Source organism: Mycetocola lacteus (assembly GCF_003667575.1).
In the GTDB taxonomy this organism is placed as follows: Bacteria; Actinomycetota; Actinomycetes; order Actinomycetales; family Microbacteriaceae; genus Mycetocola; species Mycetocola lacteus.
This window is the reverse complement of the sequence record NZ_RCUY01000017.1, coordinates 20653-38288: the sequence shown is the minus strand read 5'-3', so window position 1 is coordinate 38288 and position 17636 is coordinate 20653. Positions and strand designations below refer to the sequence as shown.

Genomic DNA, 17636 nt, shown 5'->3' with positions numbered 1-17636 from the left:
GGATGATCCCGCTTGAGGCCGGCCGCTCTAGCGAGCCGCACCTTTGGGGTGATGAGTATTACTTTACGCAGGTTCCACAGAACGGGCAAATCGGGCCCGAATAGTGGCGTGTCGCCAGGCCACTCCCGCGGAAATCCGCGGATCAGCGTCGCAGCTCAACAACGACGCTGCGACCGAGGATGTGCTCCCCGGCAGGTGAAAAACCCTGGGCGGCCAGTGCGGCGATGTTCTGTTGGGCGCGTCGCTCCCGCTGCGGCTGCGTCACAACCAGCCAGAGCACGCGGGACTCCGGGTCGATCACCGTATCGGCCACCGGAAGCACCTCATCGTTAAACCCACCGAGCTCGAGGTGGGTATGAACCACCCCGGGGGTGCGCAACCCCGCATAGTGCTCCGGGTACACGCTGAGCCCGCGCCGCGGGCTCGCACCCGGGTTCCGATCCAGGTCGAATACGATGCTCTCCCCCGGCCGTGCGTGGGCACCGATGTATTCGGCCACCTGCCGGGCGTCTGATCCCTTGGCCAGGGGTGCACGCTGATCCAGATAGCCGGGCAACGCGAGCGCTCCGACCAGCAGCACGGCCAGGCTTCCCAGAATCACCGTCGGCACGTGCGAGCGCGCCGGCACCGTTCCCGCGGGCCCGATGAACGGGCGCAGGACGAACCGGATCGCCGTCGAAATACCCAGCGCAATGAGAATCGCGACGGCCGGGGTGCCCAGCGCCAGATAGCGCGGAACAAAGGTGGGGTACACGACACTCACCAGCAGAAGCAGCAGCGGCGGGCCCAGCGCCCAGCCGGTCGCGAGTAACAGGAGTGCCCGCTCGGGCCCTCCCCCATGGGAGCGCAGCGCGGTCGGCACCAAGATTCCCGCGCAGAGCATCAGCGCCCAGGCGGCACCTGCCAGGAACGGTGAGCCGAACCACAGGGTGACAAAAACCGACTCCAACGAGATACCGGCGTTGTCCACCCAGCCGATCTGCCCCGCCTGCAGGATCCCGCCGATGACAACCGGTGAGGCGATCGCCACTGACAGGGCACCAAAACGCAGCAGAGTGCCCAGCTTTTCGCGATGCACCCACCACACCCAGGCAAACACCGCGATCCATACCAGCAGGGCATACATAAAGACCGCGATCCCCGCGGACACCAGCACCGACCACCAGACCCAGTCGCGTCGGCGCACCGTCGGTCGCTCCACCAGCACCACCAGCGCCAGGATCGCCCACACCAGCAGCGCCAGGGCCAGCGCGAAGCCGCGGCCCTCGGTTCCGATCAGGGTGACGCGGGGCAGAATCGCGAAGATCAGTGTGGCCAGGGTCGCGATTCCGGGCCGGGACAGCCGGGCAACCAGCATCCAGAGCCCGGCGGCCGCGGCACCGATGGCCAGGGCCGAGGGGAAGCGCACGGCAAACTCGCTGATCCCAAACACATCGGTCCATACCCGCAGCAGCAGGTAGTAGACACCGTGCACGATATCCACGTGCCCGAAGAGCTCAACCAGTTGTGGGAGCGAGCGCCGGGCAGCCAGCACGCTGGCAAACTCATCCGCCCAAAACGACGGGGTGCCCGAGCGGAACGCAGAAATGCCCGTGGCCAGCACGCCCAGACCAATCGCGGTCAGGAGGTGCCGAGTAGCCACGGGCACTCGCATGAGGAGGTTAGTTGGCGGCGCGGCGCGCGGCGCGACCCTGACCAAAGCGCTCGGAGAAGCCCCAAACGGTGACCCGCCACATGGCCTCAAACACGATGTTGCCGCTCATCTTGGAGCGGCCATGCACCCGCTCGACGAAGGTGATCGGCACCTCGGCGATCGAGAGCCCGGCGCGGTGTGCGTGCCAGAGCATGTCGACCTGGAAGTTGTAGCCGGCGCTCTGGACATCCTCCAGATGCAGTTCGCGCAGCGCGTGAGCGCTAAACACGCGGTACCCACCGGTGACGTCCTTAGCCGGAAGCTTCAGCATGATCCGGGCATAGGTGCTGCCGCCGCGGGAGAGGATCAGGCGGTGCAGCGGCCAGTTCTCAACCTTGCCGCCGGGCACATAGCGCGACCCGATGACCAGGTCCACACCCTCATCGGCCTTGGCCAGCATCGCGGGGAGCTGCTCGGGCTGGTGGGATCCATCCGCATCCATCTCGATCATCCGCTCGTAGCCGTGCTCGAAGCCCCAGGCGAACCCGGCCTTATACGCGGCGCCGAGGCCCTCCTTGCCGGTACGGTGCAGCACGTGGATGTGGGAGTCTGCGGCGGCCATCTCATCGGCCAGGGTTCCGGTGCCATCCGGGGAGTTGTCATCCACCACGAGGATGTCGACCTCGGGGGTTGCCGCGCGCACACGGCCCACAATCAGCGGGAGATTCACCAGCTCGTTGTAGGTCGGGATGATGACGACGGTCCGGACGGACATCCGTGCTCCTTCAGGGTTAAAAAATCAAAAATTGGGGGATCCGAAGAAAACCCCCGGACACCAGTATCACCGCAAATCGCGGCAACTCACGATTTCCGCCGCTAATGTGCGTCGGCGCGTTCCAGCTGAAGGACCCAGCTGCGCTTGAGCGTGGTCTTGTCCACCACGTCAAAACCCTGGTCTTTGAGGTGGGCCAGATCGGCCTTCTCGCGCTTGATTTTATCCGGCCCGCTGATGACGTACCAGACGGTGTCGACCCCCGTGGGGACCGTGGTCTTGTCCGCGTCGTAGGTTTCATCCCACAGGTGTGCGGTCTTGACATAGGACTTCTTCAGGCCCGGATCCAGGATCCCGGTGAAGTCCTCGGGGTAGAGTCGCAGCGCCAGGCGGGGCTTGCGTGAGGGACGGATATCGCCGTTGAATACCACCGCGTCTCCCGGCTTGGCGTGCGCGCCGATGGTTTCGGCGATCTGGCGCAGGTCGCTGCCGTCCTTACCGTGGGGTCCGCGCTGCGCGGCATACGAGGAGTATCCGGTTACCGCCAGGGACAGCACCAGCGCAACCCCGAGGATCTGCCCGAACAGCTTGGGCTGCAGGCGCACCGCGATGGAGCGAATACCCCAGGCGATCAGGATCGCCACGGCCGGGGTACACATGCTCAGGTAGCGCTGTGAATAGCTCGGCGAGAAGATGCTGATCAGGCCGAGGATGACCGGGGGCAGCACGGTCCAGATCAGGGCCAGCAGGGGCAGGCGCACGTCCGCCTTGGCGATCATCCGCAGGACGATGTTGACGATGGCCACCAGGATCAGTGCCCAGGCGATAATCGCCAGGTTGATGTTGCCAAACCACTGGGTGACCAGCACGCCGTTCACCCCGGGCGGACGATTGCCGAGGAACTCGATCTGGCCACGCTCCAAAAACCCGATCGCGATGATCGGCAGGCTGAGCGCGGCGGCGAGAGCCCCGTATCGCACGGTGCGCCAGAGGCGCGCGCCACGGGCGGGATCCAGCAGCAGCCAGAGGCCCACCACCGGGAGGATCAGCAGCGAGTACATGAACACCGTGGAGGTGATGGCCAGGCCCACGGCCCACAGCCACCACAGCCCGCGGTGCTTTTTGGAGGACTCCAGCAGGCACACCAGGCCGTAAACCACCCACACCACACCGGCGACGGCGATCGCGTATCCACGCGCCTCGCTGCCGATGTTGGTGACGCGGGGCAGGATCGCGAAGATCAGTCCAGCGGCAATGGCCAGGCGCGGACCGTGCATCCGCCACACAAGCAAAACCAGACCGGTGGCCGCCGCCCCCACCGCAAGGGCGGAGGGGAACCGGGTGGAGAACTCACTCGCCCCAAAAATGTCGATCCAGCCGTGCAGGAACACGTAGTACAGGCCGTGGACCGCATCCACGTTGCCGAGGACCGGCCAGAGGGTGTGCAGCGGACGGGTCGCGGACATCACGCTCGCGGCCTCATCCCCCCAGTAGCTGGCGCCGGCGGAGCCGATCATGCTGATGAGTGCGGCAATCACACCCACGGTGAGGGCAAAAACGGTGCGCGGAACGCGCGCTAACGTGGCAGGCATAACGGTCCCCATTGTTCCATTGTCGGGGATCATGACTGGGAGGGCACTGTGCGGCGAATTCCCCCGCGCGGCGCGGCCACCGGCTAGGCTTTCGGCATGGTGCGAATCGACCCGCAGGACCCGACCCCTCCGTTCGAGCAGATCCGTGCGCAGATCGTGGCCGGTTCGCTGGATGGCAGCCTGCCCGCCGGCACCCGAATTCCCACGGTGCGCGGGCTGGCGGCCGAGCTTGAGGTTGCCGCGGGGACCGTGGCGAAGGCGTACCGCCGGCTCGAAGAGGACGGGATCATCGAGACCCGTGGACGCTCGGGATCGGTGATTGCCGCCTCCGGAGACTCCTCACGCCAGCAGATCGAGCTGCTGACCCGCGAGCTGGTGACCCGGGCGCGTCAGCTGGGCGTTACCGATGCTCAGGTGCGTGACACGCTCGAGGCGACACTGACACAGGTGTGATCCGACGGCTAACGGCCCTCGTCACTACAGGACCTCGTCGCTCCAGGACCCCCCCACCAGCGCCGCGGCCGAAGACTCCAGGACCTCGTCGCTCCAGGAACCTCGAACAGCGCCGCGGCCGAGGGCTAGAGGACCTCGTCGCTCCAGGGCCCCCGACCAGCGCCGCGGCCGAAGGCTAGAGGACCTCGTCGCTCCAGGGATCCGGGCGTCCGAAACGATGAGCCGCAATCGAAATTGACTGCTCCCGCAGGTAGTGCAGCAGCTCCACGCGCCCCGATGCGGTGACCTCACCGGCAAAAACGGTGGGGGCCGAGGCCCCGGCAACACGAATCAATTCGGTACGAAGGTCGGCACGCAGTGGGCCCACCAGTCGTACCCGGGAGGGCGGGGTGTCCGAGCCGAGCAGACGAACGATCCACTCGGCGTCGCTCTCAATCGACATCACGACCCCGAGACCGCCGAGGGCCTGGCGTACGCCGGCGGGAACGCCGGCCGCGAGGCTCACCGTAAACGCCGATTTCACCCGAAGGGCGGCGATGATGACTCGGAGAACCTCGCCCAGTTCGGCGTCCTCACCTGCCCGAATCGCGACCGGCACGCTGCGGTAGCGCAGCAGGTTGCGTTCGATCCCGAGTTCGGAGGCGTCCTGGATCGCGCCGTAGCCCGTCCCCCAGGCGATCGCGTCGGACAGCGCCGCGCGGCGCAGCAGGTCGAACCGGTCATAGCTCAGCGCGGGCTGGGCTGCCTCGATGAGTCCGCGAATACGGGAATCAAGACCGCGCAGGTGCAGGGTTGAGCTGGAGGTTCCGGCATCGGGGACCCAGTCACCCAGGGCAATCAGGTGGTTGGGGCCGCCGGGGGCGGCACCCGGACCGCGGCGGGCGGCACCGTGGGCGGTTCCGGGCTGACGCTGCACACGCAGATCCGTCATCGACCGGTTGACGTGCAACGAGCCGGCGTCGATCCGGTCCAGCCACTCGGACAGGTCCTCGGCGTCGCGGGTGTGCAGCGCGGCCTGGCGTCCACCACCGGTGGCGTTGACATAGCGCAGGGCCTCACGCAGCGTGGTGGCGCGCATGATTCCCAGGGTGGGTCCCTGAATGATCTGACGCTGGAAGTCGGCACCATGTTCGATGCCCTCGCGGATACCGGGACGCCAGTGTCGGCCGTCCTCAGGCAGCGGGGTGGGTTCCAGCAGCCAGCTCTGGGCGCCGGGCAGATCGGCCAGTGCCGTGGCGAGCACCGGAGAGGCCGCTCCAAACAGCGGGGCCAGGGTGGTGGCGGGGTCCTCGGTCGGGCCCGAGACCAGGGAGTTGGTGGCATCCACGAGCTGGTGTCGGAAGTGCTCGCTGCGTGCGGCCGAACCCACCACGATCACCAGGCTGGCGGACTCCCGCAGCTGACCGGCGTGACCAAACGCGTCACTCACGATGTGGGCAACGGCCTGGTCCAGATCCGCACTGGGCATCACGATGATCGTGTTTTTACCGGGAAGTTCGGCCCGTAGGTCCAGGTCGGGCTTCCACTCGAGGTACCGTTCTGCGGCGGCATGGTCACCGCGCAGCAGGACCCGGGAGACCACCGGATGGATGATCAGGGCGCGCTCGGTGTCCGCATCGGTGATGTTCACCAGGCGCAGTTGATCGCGGGAAACTCCGGCCTCCCACAGGCTCTCGGCCAGCACCGCGGCACTCCGGCGGGCGTGCGGGGCAGGGTGCAACAGCACCACCGCGCCCACGGCGAGCGCGGCGATGACCCCGGCGGCGGGATCGGCGATCGGCGAGGCGGAGAACCCGGCAACCACGATCACACCGGGGGCGGCAAAGCGAGCCCCACGCAGGGTGTCGAGTTCACGGGAGGTGGCGGCGTAGTAGTGCGCGAGGTCGATTGCATCGCTGACTTCGCGGTCGGCATCGGGCAGCAGGGTGCCGGTTTCGTGCACGGCGATTTCCAGCAGTCGGTCGCGGTTGGCGGCGAGCGCGAAACCGATACGGCGACTCAGCGCCGCACGATCGGCGGCCGCACGCAGCACCACGGTGGAGGCGGCGCGGGCGGCATCGGCCAGCACCACGGCGATTTCCTCGGGGTTCAGGATCGCCGCGGCCTCGATGGTCTCGGTCCCCAGGGTGCTCTCGACCGCTCGTGCCCGGATCCGGTTCGCCCAGGCCCGGTTGGCGGCCAGGGACGGGTCGGTGTCCGGGGCCAGGCCAAAGCCGGGTGCGCCGTGAGCGGTCTGCACGGTCGGGGCGATGGTGGTCGAGTCAAAGATCCTGACCGAGTCAAACGGCGACTCGGGCTGAGCGTGCCGGGACAGGCGCAACACCTGCTCGGTCATCCCCACCTCCTCCACCGGGGTGCGCGTCAGCGCCTCGGTGGGCAGGTTGAAGGAGTCCGGAACCTCGGGCTGATCGGTGATCAGCTGGACGCTCTCCGCCCGCGGCTCCACACTCCACTCACTCTCCCGGTTCTGGGTACGACGCGGCTCGGGCAGGTGCCGACGTTCGGTGCGCAGCTGACGGACGGCCGCGCGAAAGCGCTCGGTTTCGCGATCAAGCAGAACCGGGTCGGCAACCAGCTGGCTGGAGGCTCCCAGGAAGCCATCGTCCTCAAACTCGCGCAGGGTACGCACCAGGTACTCCCCCGCATCCGCGAGCTGCTTATCGGCCACCACCGGTGCCAGCAGGGTCAGCCGGCCAAGCACCGTCTGCAACAGGCCGGTGTAGCGCGGCAGAACCCCCAGCGGCAGGGCGTATTCCAGCGCATCACTCACGCCGCGCTCGGCAGCCAGCAGCAGGGTGAAAGCCAGATCAAACAGGTTCGGGACCGAGACGCACACCCGCAGGGCGTGCATCCGCTCGGGGGTGCACACCCAGGAGAGCACTCGGAAGAGGTTGGCCTCGGCCTCCTGCACGGTGGGATAGGTCGCCACCGGCCAGCCGGTGAGGGTTGCGGTGACCCGCTCATCCGGGACCCGGTCCCCTGCACTCAGTCGGATCCCCAACGGGGCACCGCCGGCGGCCACGCGGGCGCTCGCGTGATCCGAGAGCGTGGTCACGCTCTCCAGCACGTCCGGGAGCGAAACCGGCAGGGCGATGCTCAGCGGGTAGGCGCGCAGGGCCGGATCGGCGAGCAGACGGATCAGGACCGCCTGGGTGAGATCCAGCTCGCGATAGTCCTCAACAACCAGCTCCACCAGGGTGCCGGCACTTCGGGAAGCCGAGGCCACGAGAGCCCCCACCCGGGCGGTGACCATCTCAAGGGCTGGCTCAAAGGCCCACGGGGAAGCATTGGTGACCAGGTCGCTCACACGCACGCTGACACGATCCACATCATCGCGGTGGGCGAGGGTCGAGACGCGATCCAACGCGCGGGCGGCACCGTCGTCCCCCAGGACCGCGGTACCCATCGGCAGCACACCCAGCTGAACCCCCTGGGTGCGGATCGCCGCAAACCGCTCCCTCAGTTCGGTATCGGGGGCCTCGATCACCAGGTGTTCGGTGAGTTCGCGGGTGAGCTTGCGCACGCTGGGGAGGGTCAACGCGGGCAGCCCCGGTCCCAGCAGCGCACCCACCCGCAGGGCCGTGCGCTGGCGGGCGGTCAGCGAGGGGACGGGTTCCACCACGGGGGCCGCATCGGTCCCGGCTGGCTGCGCCGGAACCGGGGAGCCCTCGGGGGTCGGCACGTTCAGCGCGGCGAGCGCGGCACCGGCAACAAAACCGCCCTCGGGGCGCACCACGTCATCCAGCAGGTGCGTGACCAGGGCCAGTACCCCGGGATCACCGTGCAGCGCCTCGGCGCGCGCGGCCTCGGGACGGATCGGGGCGTTTGCAGCACGCAGCACCCATTCCCGGGCAAGGGCTACGGACTCTCGTGCGAGACGGTCGTAGTCGGTGTCGGTGGCGGGGGTGCGATCGGCCATACCCCGAGACTACGCCCTAGAACTCACTGGGATCGGGCGGCACGACGAACACCCCGGAGTTTCCACGGTTCTTCCAGGCAACCCCCGGACAACGCACTCACACCCATCACCCTCGCGGGGATCGGATGACACGACGAACACCCCCACGGTTTCCACGCGACTTCCAGGCAACCCCACCGGGCCGCACCCGTTACGCGGGCCCGGGCCCGGGCCAGTCCCCGGGCCAGGTGCTCGGCGCATCGGCCCGCGAGCGCGGCAGCGCAACCGCATCGCGCCAGTCCGCGATCCACGCGGGCAACGGCTCGGCGGTCTCGGTCATGCCGGTGGCCGCCATGAACTCGGCCGGGGACACCGTTCCCCCGCTCCGCCGAATGAAGCGGGCCCGCATGAGCGCCCGGGTGTACACCTGGCCGTCCACCACGATGCGATGCTCGATATAGCCGGCCTCCTCATCGGTGCCGATAATCCGGGTCTCGACCGTGAAACGCTGCCCCAGGGTCAGCGAACGCCGGTACGAAACCGTCTGGTTCACCACCACCGCATACCAACCGTTTTTCTCCATGACCGCCCACATGCCCGAGCGAATCATCAGATCCAGCCGGCCCAGGTCGAAGATGGACAGGTAGACACCGTTGTTCATGTGGCGCAGGATGTCTAGATCGGTGAGCAGGGTGCGCAGTGAAATCCGGCCCACATCGTGGTGGCCGAGGGTCTTCCCGCGCGCCAGGCCGCGCCGGGCTGCCCGCATCACCAGGAGGGTACGAAAGATGAGGTGCATGGGGTCCTAGAGGAAGATGTCGGGAAAGAGGTCGGCGGGATCCACCCCGGGGGCGTACTTATCCAGATCGGTGATGCCGTGATCGGCCAGCACGTCCTCGACGATCAGCGAGCGGCCGGTCAGCTCACGCGCGTCACTGGTCAGCACCAGATAGGCGGCATCCGCATAGATCTCCGGGGTGCGGCTGCGACGCATGAGCTCCTCGCCGCCCAGGATGTTGCTGACCGCCGCGGTCTGGATCGTGGTGCGCGGCCACAGCGTATTGGCGGCCACCCCCTGCTCGGCAAATTCGGCGGCAAACCCCAGGGTCGCCAGCGACATTCCATACTTGGCCAGCGTGTAGCCGATGTGCGGACCCAGCCACTTGGGATCCAGGTTGATGGGCGGGGACAGCGAGAGAATATGGGGGTTCGCGGATTTCAGGAGTGCGGGGATGGCCGCACGGCTGAGCATAAACGTGCCACGGGTGTTGACGTCCTGCATCAGGTCATAGCGCTTGGGGCTGAGGTCCTGACTGCCGGCGAGGGTGATCACCGAGGCGTTGTTCAGGACGATATCGATTCCGCCAAACTCGGCAATCGCCGCGGCCACCGCGCGCTCCACGTCCTCATCGTTGCGTACATCCCCGACGACCGCGAGCGCCCGCCCGCCGGCCGCCCGGATCTGCTCGGCGGCGGTGTGAATGGTGCCCTCCAGGGCCGGATGCGGGGTATCGGTTTTGGCCAACAGGACGATATTGGCCCCGTCGGCCGCGGCGCGCAGCGCGATGGCCAGCCCGATCCCGCGGCTTCCGCCGGACATCAGGATGGTGCGGTTTGTGAGTGTGCGGGTCATGCGGTCTCCTTCGGTGCGGCTTTGGCATGGGAGCGGGTGGCAAAGGCCGCGATCCGCTCGGCGGACTCGGTGCGGGCGAAGGCCTCGCCAATCGTGGTGGCCTCATCGTCCAGCCCCGCCTGGAAGTCGCGTCCGACGCTCGTGCGCAACAGCCGTTTGGCCTGCCCGAACGCCAGGCTGGCACCGGAGACCCAGTGGGCGGCCACGGCCTCGGCCCGGGAAGCCAGCTCCTCGGCGGGCACCACCTCGTTGATCAGACCCCAGTCCCGGGCGGTTTCGGCGTCGAGGCTGCGATCGGTCAGCACCATCTCCAGCGCCCGGCGCATCCCGATCGCCTCGGGCAGTAGCGTGCTCACCCCGCAGTCGGGCGTGAGACCGATATCGGCATAGCGGGAGACAAAACGGGCTTTTTCCGAAGCCACCACGTAGTCGCCCACCAGCATGAACCCGAGGCCGCCTCCGGCCACGGCCCCCTGCACCGCGGTCACGATGGGAATCGGGGCGGAGGTCAGCAGGCGGTGACCGTCGTGGATCACATCGGCCAGCTCGGCGATGGTGGTCCCACCCTCACGCGCCAGGGTGGCAAACTCAAGGACGTCTCCACCGGCGCAGAACGCCGGACCGATCGAGTCCAGGATGACCGCCTGCACGTCTCCCCGGCCCGCGACCTCCCCGGCGATTTCGCGCCAGGCCAACGCGGCCGCCCGATTGATAGCCCCGAGCCGCTCGGGCCGGTTGAGGGTGATCCGGGCGATGCCCCCGGCGACATCCAGCCGGATTGGATCGTTGTCGTGCTGCGTCATTGCGACCTCCTGAGCACCCCGCGCGGGGCGCATGCGATGGCTTCGTTGCGATCAGTGGATGCCCCGAGCATAGACCGCACGGAGGTGAACCCCACGGAGATTGTGCACAACCGGCGAGTGTCACCAACCAACCCCGATGCACGCTTGTGCGCTTCCTACAACGCACCCGGCGGGCCGTCCGGTAGGCCCGACTAAACTGGAATCATGGCCCAAACGAAGATCCTGCTCTACTACGTCTTCACCCCCCTCCCCGACCCCGACGCGATCCGCCTCTGGCAGCGCGACCTGGCCGCATCCCTCGGGCTGCGCGGGCGAATTCTGCTGTCCAAGGACGGCATGAACGGCACCGTGGGTGGAGAAATCGGCGCGGTGAAGCGCTATCTGCGTGCAACCCGCGAGTACCCGGCGTTTAAGAACCTCGACGTCAAGTGGTCCGACGGCACGGGCCTGGACGAACACGGCCAGAGCCTGGACTTCCCCAAGCTGAGTGTCAAGGTGCGCGAGGAAATCGTGTCCTTCGGCGCCCCGGGAGAGCTCACCGTGACCGCCGAGGGCATCCAGGGCGGCGGCGGACGCATCACCCCGGACAAACTGCACGATTTTGTGGCGGAACACCAGGACACCGTGTTCTTTGATGGCCGCAATGCCTTCGAGGCCGAGATCGGACGCTTCAAAGACGCGATCGTTCCCGACGTCAGCAACACCCGACAGTTTGTGGCCGAGCTCGAATCGGGCCGCTACGACCACCTCAAGGACACCCCCATCGTGACCTACTGCACCGGCGGCATCCGCTGCGAGGTGCTGTCGGGCCTGATGAAGAACCGCGGATTCACCGAGGTGTACCAGCTCGAGGGCGGCATCGTGCGCTACGGCGAACAGTTTGGAAACGACGGCCTGTGGGAGGGCTCACTCTACGTGTTCGATGCCCGCGGATCGATCGACTTCGCCCCCGGAGCGGCCCGCATCGGCCACTGCGTGGTGTGCGAAACCGCAACCTCGGAGATGCGCAACTGCGAGGATCCCAGCTGCCGCGCGCAGCTGGTCGCCTGCGACTCGCACACCGAAGCCCCCGTCCACTGTCCCACCCACGCCGGAGTACTCGCATGATCGAAAATTCTAAGCTCGCCATCATCGGTGCCGGCAGCGTGGGCTCCTCCCTCGCCTATGCCGCCCTGATTCGGGGATCCGCACGCGAGATCGTGCTGTACGACATGGACCGCGCCAAGGCCGAGGCAGAGGTGCTCGACCTGGCCCACGGAACCCCGTTTACCGGGGCCGGAAAGATCACCGGCGGCGGCGACATCGAGGCCGTGGCGGGTGCCAAGGTGGTGGTCATCACCGCCGGCGCCAAGCAGCAGCCCGGACAGACCCGGCTTGATCTTGCCGGAACCAACGCCCGGATCCTGGGTGAACTCCTACCCAAGCTGGTGGAACTCGCCCCGCGCGCGGTTTTCATCCTGGTGACCAACCCGTGTGACGTGCTCACGGTGGCGGCCCAGGGCGTCGTGGATCTTCCGCCCGGACGCATCCTCTCCTCGGGCACCCTGCTGGACTCGGCCCGCCTGCGCTGGCTGATCGCCGAAAAGGCCGGGGTCTCGGCGGCGAGCGTGCACGCGGCCATCATCGGTGAGCACGGTGACAGCGAGTTCCCGCTGTGGTCCCAGGCCAAGATCGGCCCGACCCCGCTGCTGGAGTGGACCGACGAACACGGCAAGCTGGTCTTCGATTCGACCGAGCGTGCCCGCCTGCATGAGGAGGTTGTCGGTTCGGCCTATAAGGTGATCGCCGGCAAGGGCGCCACCAACTACGCGATCGGGCTCTCCGGTGCTCGGATCGTCGAGGCAATCCTGCGCGATGAGAAGGCCGTGCTGACAGTCAGCACCGTGCTGAACAACTACAACGGCGTCGACGGGGTAGCCCTCAGCGTGCCGGTTGTGGTGGGCAAGCACGGCGTGGAACGGGTCCTGGACGTGCCGATGAACGACTCCGAGGCTGCGCATTTCCGCGCCTCGGCCGAAGCACTGCACCAGAGCATCCAGGCGCTGGGGATCGACACCCCCTAGTTTCGATGTCCCCCATGCCCGGCCGGTTCCCTGAATCGGTCGGGCATGATGCTTTTTGTGCACCCCTGTCGCGACCCGGGGCGACTGGTTAGGGTGGAGATATGAGTGCATCCGAATCGTTTCATGCCTGGTGGGTCTCCGCCGAGAGTGCCGAACTTCGAGACACCACCACCGACCAGCTCGGCGAGGGAGACACCCTCGTCCGAATCGAGTTTTCGGGAATCAACTTTAAGGACGGGCTCGCACTGGAGCGGCGCCCCGGCATCCTGAAGGAGTATCCGATGATCCCCGGGATCGACCTGGTGGGATTCGTGGTTGAGTCCGACCTGGACCTCTGGCAGCCCGGCGAACGTGTCCTGCTCAATGGTGCCGGGCTCGGCGAGAGCCATAATGGCGGGCTGGCGCAGTATGCGCGGGTGAGCGGGGCCGACCTGATCTCGGTACCGCAGCAGATCAGCAATTTCCGTGCCGCGGCGATCGGCACCGCCGGATTCACCGCGATGCTCTCGGTGCTGGCCCTTGAGGACGCCGGGCTGGAGCCCAGTGCCGGACCGGTGCTGGTGACCGGCGCAGCCGGCGGAGTGGGCAGCATCGCCATCGCGCTGCTGGCCGAGCTGGGCTACGAGGTTGTGGCCGCGAGTGGACGGGTGGACACCGCCTCCAACTACCTGCGCAACCTCGGTGCCGACCGGATCATCCCACGCTCGGAGCTCTCCGAGCCCGGACGCCCGCTGCAAAAGCAGGAGTTTGCGGCAGTGGTGGACTCGGTGGGTAGCCACACCCTGGTTAATGCGCTGGCACGGCTGAACTATCGCGGTCTGGCCACCGTGTGTGGGCTCGCCCAGGGGCCGGATCTGCCCGGAACCGTGCTCCCGTTTATCCTGCGTGGGGTTCACCTGATTGGAATCAACTCGGTCTTTGCCCCGCGCGAGCTCCGCGAACGTGCCTGGCAGCGACTGGCCCGGGATCTCAACCTGGATCTGCTTGACTCACTGACCCGCAGCATTCCGATGTCGGATGTGGGGGCCTCGGGGGCTGCCATCCTGCGCGGTGAGCTGCGTGGACGCACGGTGGTGGACGTCGACGCCTAGCTCGCTCCGACAAAACGAGGCGAAACCCCCTGGTGGGGTTTCGCCTCGTTTTGTCTGGGACCAGCTACTTTTTGGTGTCGGTCTCGGGATCTTCTGTGCCCGCTGCCGGTTTCTTCGCCGCAGGTTTCTTCGCCGCGGGCTTCTTGGCGACCGGGGTGGACTTTGCCGCCGGGGCCGGCTTCGAAGCGGGCGAGGTCTTGGCGGCGGGGGTCTTGGCGGGCGAGGTCTTGGCCGCCGCGGACTTGGCGGCGGGGGCAGCCTTCGCGCTCGAACCAGCCGCAGCCGCGGGTTTGGCCGCGGAGGTGGACTTCGCCGGTGACGCCTTTGCGGGCGAGGTCTTGGCCGCCGGGGCCTTGGTCGCCGGCTCTGTGGCTGCCGGACTCTTTGAGGCCGGAGTCTTGGGCACCGAGGATTTCGCGGCGGGAGCCTTGGATTCCGAGGCCTTCGCGGCCGGGGTCTTGGGCTCCGAAGCTTTCGCGGCAGGCTTCGCGGGAGTGGTCTTCGCGGTCGGAGCCTTTGCCGCCGCAGGCTTCGAGGCCGCGGTCGACTTGGCCGCAGCAGACTTCGTCTCCGCAGGCTTAGAGGCCGCAGAATTAGACTCCGCGGGCTTTGCCGCCGCAGGCTTGGCCGTGGCGGGCTTAGTCTCCGTAGACTTCGCTGCGGTGGACTTACTCGCGGCAGGCTTACTCGCGGCAGGTTTTGCTTCGGTAGGCTTTGCCTCGGCGGACTTGCTCGCGGCAGACTTTGCCTCGGCAAACTTGCTCGCGACAGGCTTCGCCTCGGCGGGCTTACTCGCCACCGGCTTACTCGCGGCAGGCTTTGAAGCGGCCTTGCTCGCGGCGGCAGGCTTGTTCGCGGCCGCAGGCTTCGCCTTGGCTGCGGGGGCCGCATCCTTTGCCGGGGCGGGAGCCGCTTTTTTCGGGGCACGCTTGCGGATCGGGGTCACCCGAGCCAGCGGGTTCTTGGCGGCCTTACGGGCGGCCTCACGCTCGGCGGCAATCCGCTCGGCCTCGGCCTTACGCGTCGCGTGTTCCTCCTCGAGAACCGCGCGCAGGTCCACACCCTCGGCCTTACGCTCGATCAGCTTACGCACCAGCGCCGGACGCACACCGGTGACCGTGCGCGGGTTGACCTCGATATCGGATTCCAGCAGCGCAACAATGTCGGCCTCGGTGGCCCGGGTTGCCTCGATCCGCTTCTCGGCCTCGAGGGCCGCGGCCGTCTTGCGTCGCGCACGCGCGGCATCGCCATCGTCCAGGCCCAGCGCGGCCACGAGTGCCGCCGCATGCTTGGTGGTGACCACCACGCGGGAATATTCGGCGTCCTCCAGCTCAAACACGATGGTGGGACGGCTTCCGCGGATCACCAGGAAGTCCATACCGCCGTTAAACTTCCAGCGGCCCACGGCCATGGTGAGCGGAACGTACCAACCGGGCGAGCGGATACCCCGCAGCCAGACCCACGGGTCCTCGGTAATCGAGGCCGTGCGGATCGCATCACGCGGGATCACCACGTTGTCTTTGCGCAGCGCCAGGGCCTTTTCCGCCGCCGTCAGTTTCACTTCCAGTCGATCGGGGTGCAGGAGAAGGCTAGCCATACCCTCTAGTTTGCCCCTTTCACCTGAAAAAAGGGACGAAGACACCTCACAAAGTGATAACTCCCCGACTGGAGAATGATCACAGTGCCCTAAACGCCGTGTCCATCCTCGGCGGCGGTCACCACGGCATCCAGCAGCGCGGCCACCGTCTGCTCTCCGGCGACCAGGTCGACGCGCAGTCCCGCGGCCGCCGCATCGTTCGCGGTGCGCGGACCGATCGCGGCAATCAGGGTTGAATCCGGGATCTCACCAAACTGCGCGGCGACCTGATCGGCGATACTCCCCGAGGTCACCAGCAGGGCGTTGATGCGGCCACTGCGGACATCCGCGATGACCTTCTCCGAGACCGGCTCGCCCACCGTGCGATAGGCCATCACCGATTCCACGTTGTGCCCGGCGGCCACCAGGCCACGGGTCAGCACGGGTTCGGCATTGGCGGCGCGCAGGGTCAGGAAACGGCGCGGTTCGGGTTCGCGCGCGAGCAGCTCACGCGCCATTCCGGTAGCCGAGTTGTCCTCGGCGGGAACCAGGGTGACCACAAAACCCGCCGCCTGTGCGGCGGCGGCCGTGGTCTCGCCCACCACGGCAATCTTGGTGTGGGCGGGGACCTGAACTCGGTGAGCGTAGAGCACGTCCACGGTCGTGGCACTGGTCAGCGTCAGCCAGTCGAATGCGCCGGCCTGAAGTGATTCCAGGGCGCTGGCCAGCGCCTCGGGGTTGTCGGTCGGGGCAAAGTTCACCATCGGTGCGATCACCGGGGTGGCGCCTCGACGACGCAGTTCGGCGGCGACTCCGTCACCCCAGGGGCCACCCCGGGGCACCAGAATCCGCCAGCCGGTCAACGGCTTGGAGGAAGATCCTGCAGTGCTCATCGGAAAACTCGTTGCTACCTTCGTCAAACTGATTGCGCGCGCGCACGCCCATTCGGGTGGCACGGCTCGGGGAGGAAAACGAACCTCACACTACCATCATCGTCCGGTTCCGGCCGGATCCGAAATCGCCCGGGGTTCCCGGACGCAAAACACCGAGTAAACCCGCGGTTTTAGCGGCGCGAAAGCGCCCGCACAATACCCCAGGCCGCAAGGCCCACGGTCACGGTTGCGGCCGCGGCCACGCCCAGCGCACCGCCGGGATTCTCGGTGCTGAACTCCTTGAGCTTCTTCTTACCGCGGTTCACCGCACCGCCCACTCGCTTGGGCACGTTGAGCTTGTCCTCGAGGGCGTTCAGCGTGGCTACCAGCTCCGCGCGCGCCTCCTCAGGGGTCTTATCGACGGTCATAATCACCGGTTCCCTTCAGCGCGTCGATATCTCGACGCACACCCTCAATCGGACCCTGCTCATCGCTGATGCGCTTAAACGAGCGCCAGCCCAGGAGCCCGAAGACCCCGGCCGCCAGCAGGAACAGGACAAAAACAATCAGCGCCGCCAGCCAGGCGGGCATCACCAGGGCAAGCGCCAGGATGATCACGGCCACCAGGGTGCCCACCGCGAAGAACACAAAGATCAGCGCGACGATCACAAAGACCGCACCGATGCCCGCGTTCTTTCCAACGTGGATCGCCTTGACCTTGAGCTGCTCGATCTCGGCCTTGATCAGATCAACGATCTGACCGGGGAGATCGGCGATCAGACCAATCAGGGAGCGCTTGCTGGGCTCACTCATTCTCGGCCGACTTCTTGGTGGAGCTCTTGGCAGCCCCGCCCTTGGCGGAGCTCTTGGTCGACGCAGCCTTCTTCGTGGCCGGCTTTTTGGCGGCGGGCTTTGCCGGCGTGCTCGTGGCGGCGGCCGGCTTTTTCGCCGAAGTCTCGGGAGCAGACTCGTCGGGGGCGATAGCCGAGGCCACCTTCTTGACACCGGTCAACAGCAGACCCGGAATTTCACTCAGCCGGGCCTTGGTGAAGGTCTCGACCTTCTCAACCTGGTTCTGCACGGGGGCGGCGTTCCAGACGCTCAGCCACCCGCTCTTAATCTGTTCGTAGCGCGCACGGCCCGCACGGGTCCCCAGCACGTAGCCCGCGGCCAGTCCGGTGACGAAGAGTATCTTGCCTCGCATCGTGTCTCCCTCTGCTCGATTCGATACTCACCAGCGTAGCGCGTGG

Annotated in this window: 16 protein-coding genes; 4 read left to right on the top strand and 12 right to left on the bottom strand. The window is 67.1% G+C overall.

All coding sequences use genetic code 11. The annotated features are described in order from the left end of the window. Positions 1–142: 142 nt before the first annotated feature. From D9V34_RS17290 to D9V34_RS17280, 3 genes are all read right to left on the bottom strand, one after another. The gene (locus D9V34_RS17290) at positions 143–1642 is read right to left on the bottom strand and encodes a glycosyltransferase family 39 protein (RefSeq protein WP_183092035.1); all 1500 of its coding nucleotides are present in this window, start codon (positions 1640–1642) and stop codon (positions 143–145) included. Between the two features lie 19 nt (positions 1643–1661). Beyond that, positions 1662–2408, bottom strand: coding sequence for a polyprenol monophosphomannose synthase (locus tag D9V34_RS17285; protein WP_121689712.1), 747 nt, complete (start codon positions 2406–2408; stop codon positions 1662–1664). A 101-nt stretch (positions 2409–2509) separates the two neighbouring features. Next, positions 2510–3997, bottom strand: a complete 1488-nt coding sequence (locus D9V34_RS17280) for a glycosyltransferase family 39 protein (RefSeq protein ID WP_183092034.1) — start codon at positions 3995–3997, stop codon at positions 2510–2512. Between the two features lie 96 nt (positions 3998–4093). Here D9V34_RS17280 and D9V34_RS17275 point away from each other — a divergent pair, with 96 nt between their 5' ends. Beyond that, positions 4094–4450: a GntR family transcriptional regulator gene (locus D9V34_RS17275; protein ID WP_121689710.1), complete on the top strand. Its 357-nt coding sequence runs from the start codon at positions 4094–4096 to the stop codon at positions 4448–4450. A 175-nt stretch (positions 4451–4625) separates the two neighbouring features. On the opposite strand, the gene D9V34_RS17270 is transcribed toward D9V34_RS17275, so the two are convergent. The 4 genes from D9V34_RS17270 to D9V34_RS17255 all read right to left on the bottom strand — a co-directional run bounded on the left by D9V34_RS17270 (position 4626) and on the right by D9V34_RS17255 (position 10784). Beyond that, positions 4626–8369, bottom strand: coding sequence for a proline dehydrogenase family protein (locus D9V34_RS17270; RefSeq protein ID WP_121689709.1), 3744 nt, complete (start codon positions 8367–8369; stop codon positions 4626–4628). Positions 8370–8559: 190 nt separating this feature from the next. Then, positions 8560–9147: a thioesterase family protein gene (locus D9V34_RS17265; protein ID WP_121689708.1), complete on the bottom strand. Its 588-nt coding sequence runs from the start codon at positions 9145–9147 to the stop codon at positions 8560–8562. A 6-nt stretch (positions 9148–9153) separates the two neighbouring features. Next, positions 9154–9981 carry an SDR family oxidoreductase gene (locus D9V34_RS17260; protein ID WP_121689707.1) on the bottom strand — a complete coding sequence of 276 codons (828 nt, stop codon included), beginning with the start codon at positions 9979–9981 and terminating at the stop codon, positions 9154–9156. Continuing rightward, a complete protein-coding gene (locus D9V34_RS17255; protein WP_121689706.1) occupies positions 9978–10784 on the bottom strand; it encodes an enoyl-CoA hydratase/isomerase family protein in 807 nt (268 codons plus the stop codon). Before D9V34_RS17255 ends, D9V34_RS17260 begins: the two co-directional genes overlap by 4 nt. Before the next feature lie 204 nt (positions 10785–10988). Between D9V34_RS17255 and trhO the strand changes: the two genes are divergently transcribed. The 3 genes from trhO (at position 10989) to D9V34_RS17240 (ending at position 13938) form a co-directional block, all read left to right on the top strand. Next, the gene (trhO, locus tag D9V34_RS17250) at positions 10989–11891 is read left to right on the top strand and encodes an oxygen-dependent tRNA uridine(34) hydroxylase TrhO (RefSeq protein WP_121689705.1); all 903 of its coding nucleotides are present in this window, start codon (positions 10989–10991) and stop codon (positions 11889–11891) included. After that, positions 11888–12847 carry an L-lactate dehydrogenase gene (locus D9V34_RS17245; RefSeq protein WP_121689704.1) on the top strand — a complete coding sequence of 320 codons (960 nt, stop codon included), beginning with the start codon at positions 11888–11890 and terminating at the stop codon, positions 12845–12847. Before trhO ends, D9V34_RS17245 begins: the two co-directional genes overlap by 4 nt. Before the next feature lie 101 nt (positions 12848–12948). Beyond that, a complete protein-coding gene (locus D9V34_RS17240) occupies positions 12949–13938 on the top strand; it encodes an MDR family oxidoreductase (protein ID WP_121689703.1) in 990 nt (329 codons plus the stop codon). A gap of 64 nt (positions 13939–14002) precedes the next feature. On the opposite strand, the gene D9V34_RS17930 is transcribed toward D9V34_RS17240, so the two are convergent. The 5 genes from D9V34_RS17930 to D9V34_RS17215 all read right to left on the bottom strand — a co-directional run bounded on the left by D9V34_RS17930 (position 14003) and on the right by D9V34_RS17215 (position 17590). Continuing rightward, positions 14003–15535 (bottom strand): hypothetical protein, encoded by a 1533-nt coding sequence (locus D9V34_RS17930; RefSeq protein ID WP_183092033.1) that lies wholly within the window; start codon positions 15533–15535, stop codon positions 14003–14005. 89 nt (positions 15536–15624) lie between these two features. Beyond that, entirely contained in the window at positions 15625–16407 is a 783-nt protein-coding gene (locus tag D9V34_RS17230) for a uroporphyrinogen-III synthase (protein ID WP_121689702.1), read from the bottom strand. A gap of 170 nt (positions 16408–16577) precedes the next feature. Beyond that, positions 16578–16814, bottom strand: coding sequence for a DUF3618 domain-containing protein (locus D9V34_RS17225; RefSeq protein WP_030149491.1), 237 nt, complete (start codon positions 16812–16814; stop codon positions 16578–16580). Next, entirely contained in the window at positions 16801–17199 is a 399-nt protein-coding gene (locus D9V34_RS17220; RefSeq protein ID WP_121689701.1) for a phage holin family protein, read from the bottom strand. Before D9V34_RS17220 ends, D9V34_RS17225 begins: the two co-directional genes overlap by 14 nt. Then, a complete protein-coding gene (locus tag D9V34_RS17215) occupies positions 17192–17590 on the bottom strand; it encodes a hypothetical protein (protein WP_121689700.1) in 399 nt (132 codons plus the stop codon). The genes D9V34_RS17220 and D9V34_RS17215 overlap by 8 nt, the downstream gene beginning before the upstream one ends. Between the last annotated feature and the right edge of the window lie 46 nt (positions 17591–17636).

Bases quoted from the DNA above. Each gene is read 5' to 3' on its own strand.
- D9V34_RS17280 (WP_183092034.1), bottom strand. From the start codon at position 3,997: ATGCCTGCCACGTTAGCGCGCGTTCCGCGCACCGTTTTTGCCCTCACC.
- D9V34_RS17230 (WP_121689702.1), bottom strand. From the start codon at position 16,407: ATGAGCACTGCAGGATCTTCCTCCAAGCCGTTGACCGGCTGGCGGATT.
- D9V34_RS17275 (WP_121689710.1), top strand. From the start codon at position 4,094: ATGGTGCGAATCGACCCGCAGGACCCGACCCCTCCGTTCGAGCAGATC.
- D9V34_RS17285 (WP_121689712.1), bottom strand. From the start codon at position 2,408: ATGTCCGTCCGGACCGTCGTCATCATCCCGACCTACAACGAGCTGGTG.
- D9V34_RS17255 (WP_121689706.1), bottom strand. From the start codon at position 10,784: ATGACGCAGCACGACAACGATCCAATCCGGCTGGATGTCGCCGGGGGC.
- D9V34_RS17215 (WP_121689700.1), bottom strand. From the start codon at position 17,590: ATGCGAGGCAAGATACTCTTCGTCACCGGACTGGCCGCGGGCTACGTG.
- D9V34_RS17265 (WP_121689708.1), bottom strand. From the start codon at position 9,147: ATGCACCTCATCTTTCGTACCCTCCTGGTGATGCGGGCAGCCCGGCGC.
- D9V34_RS17245 (WP_121689704.1), top strand. From the start codon at position 11,888: ATGATCGAAAATTCTAAGCTCGCCATCATCGGTGCCGGCAGCGTGGGC.
- D9V34_RS17270 (WP_121689709.1), bottom strand. From the start codon at position 8,369: ATGGCCGATCGCACCCCCGCCACCGACACCGACTACGACCGTCTCGCA.
- D9V34_RS17930 (WP_183092033.1), bottom strand. From the start codon at position 15,535: ATGGCTAGCCTTCTCCTGCACCCCGATCGACTGGAAGTGAAACTGACG.
- trhO (WP_121689705.1), top strand. From the start codon at position 10,989: ATGGCCCAAACGAAGATCCTGCTCTACTACGTCTTCACCCCCCTCCCC.
- D9V34_RS17260 (WP_121689707.1), bottom strand. From the start codon at position 9,981: ATGACCCGCACACTCACAAACCGCACCATCCTGATGTCCGGCGGAAGC.
- D9V34_RS17240 (WP_121689703.1), top strand. From the start codon at position 12,949: ATGAGTGCATCCGAATCGTTTCATGCCTGGTGGGTCTCCGCCGAGAGT.
- D9V34_RS17225 (WP_030149491.1), bottom strand. From the start codon at position 16,814: ATGACCGTCGATAAGACCCCTGAGGAGGCGCGCGCGGAGCTGGTAGCC.
- D9V34_RS17220 (WP_121689701.1), bottom strand. From the start codon at position 17,199: ATGAGTGAGCCCAGCAAGCGCTCCCTGATTGGTCTGATCGCCGATCTC.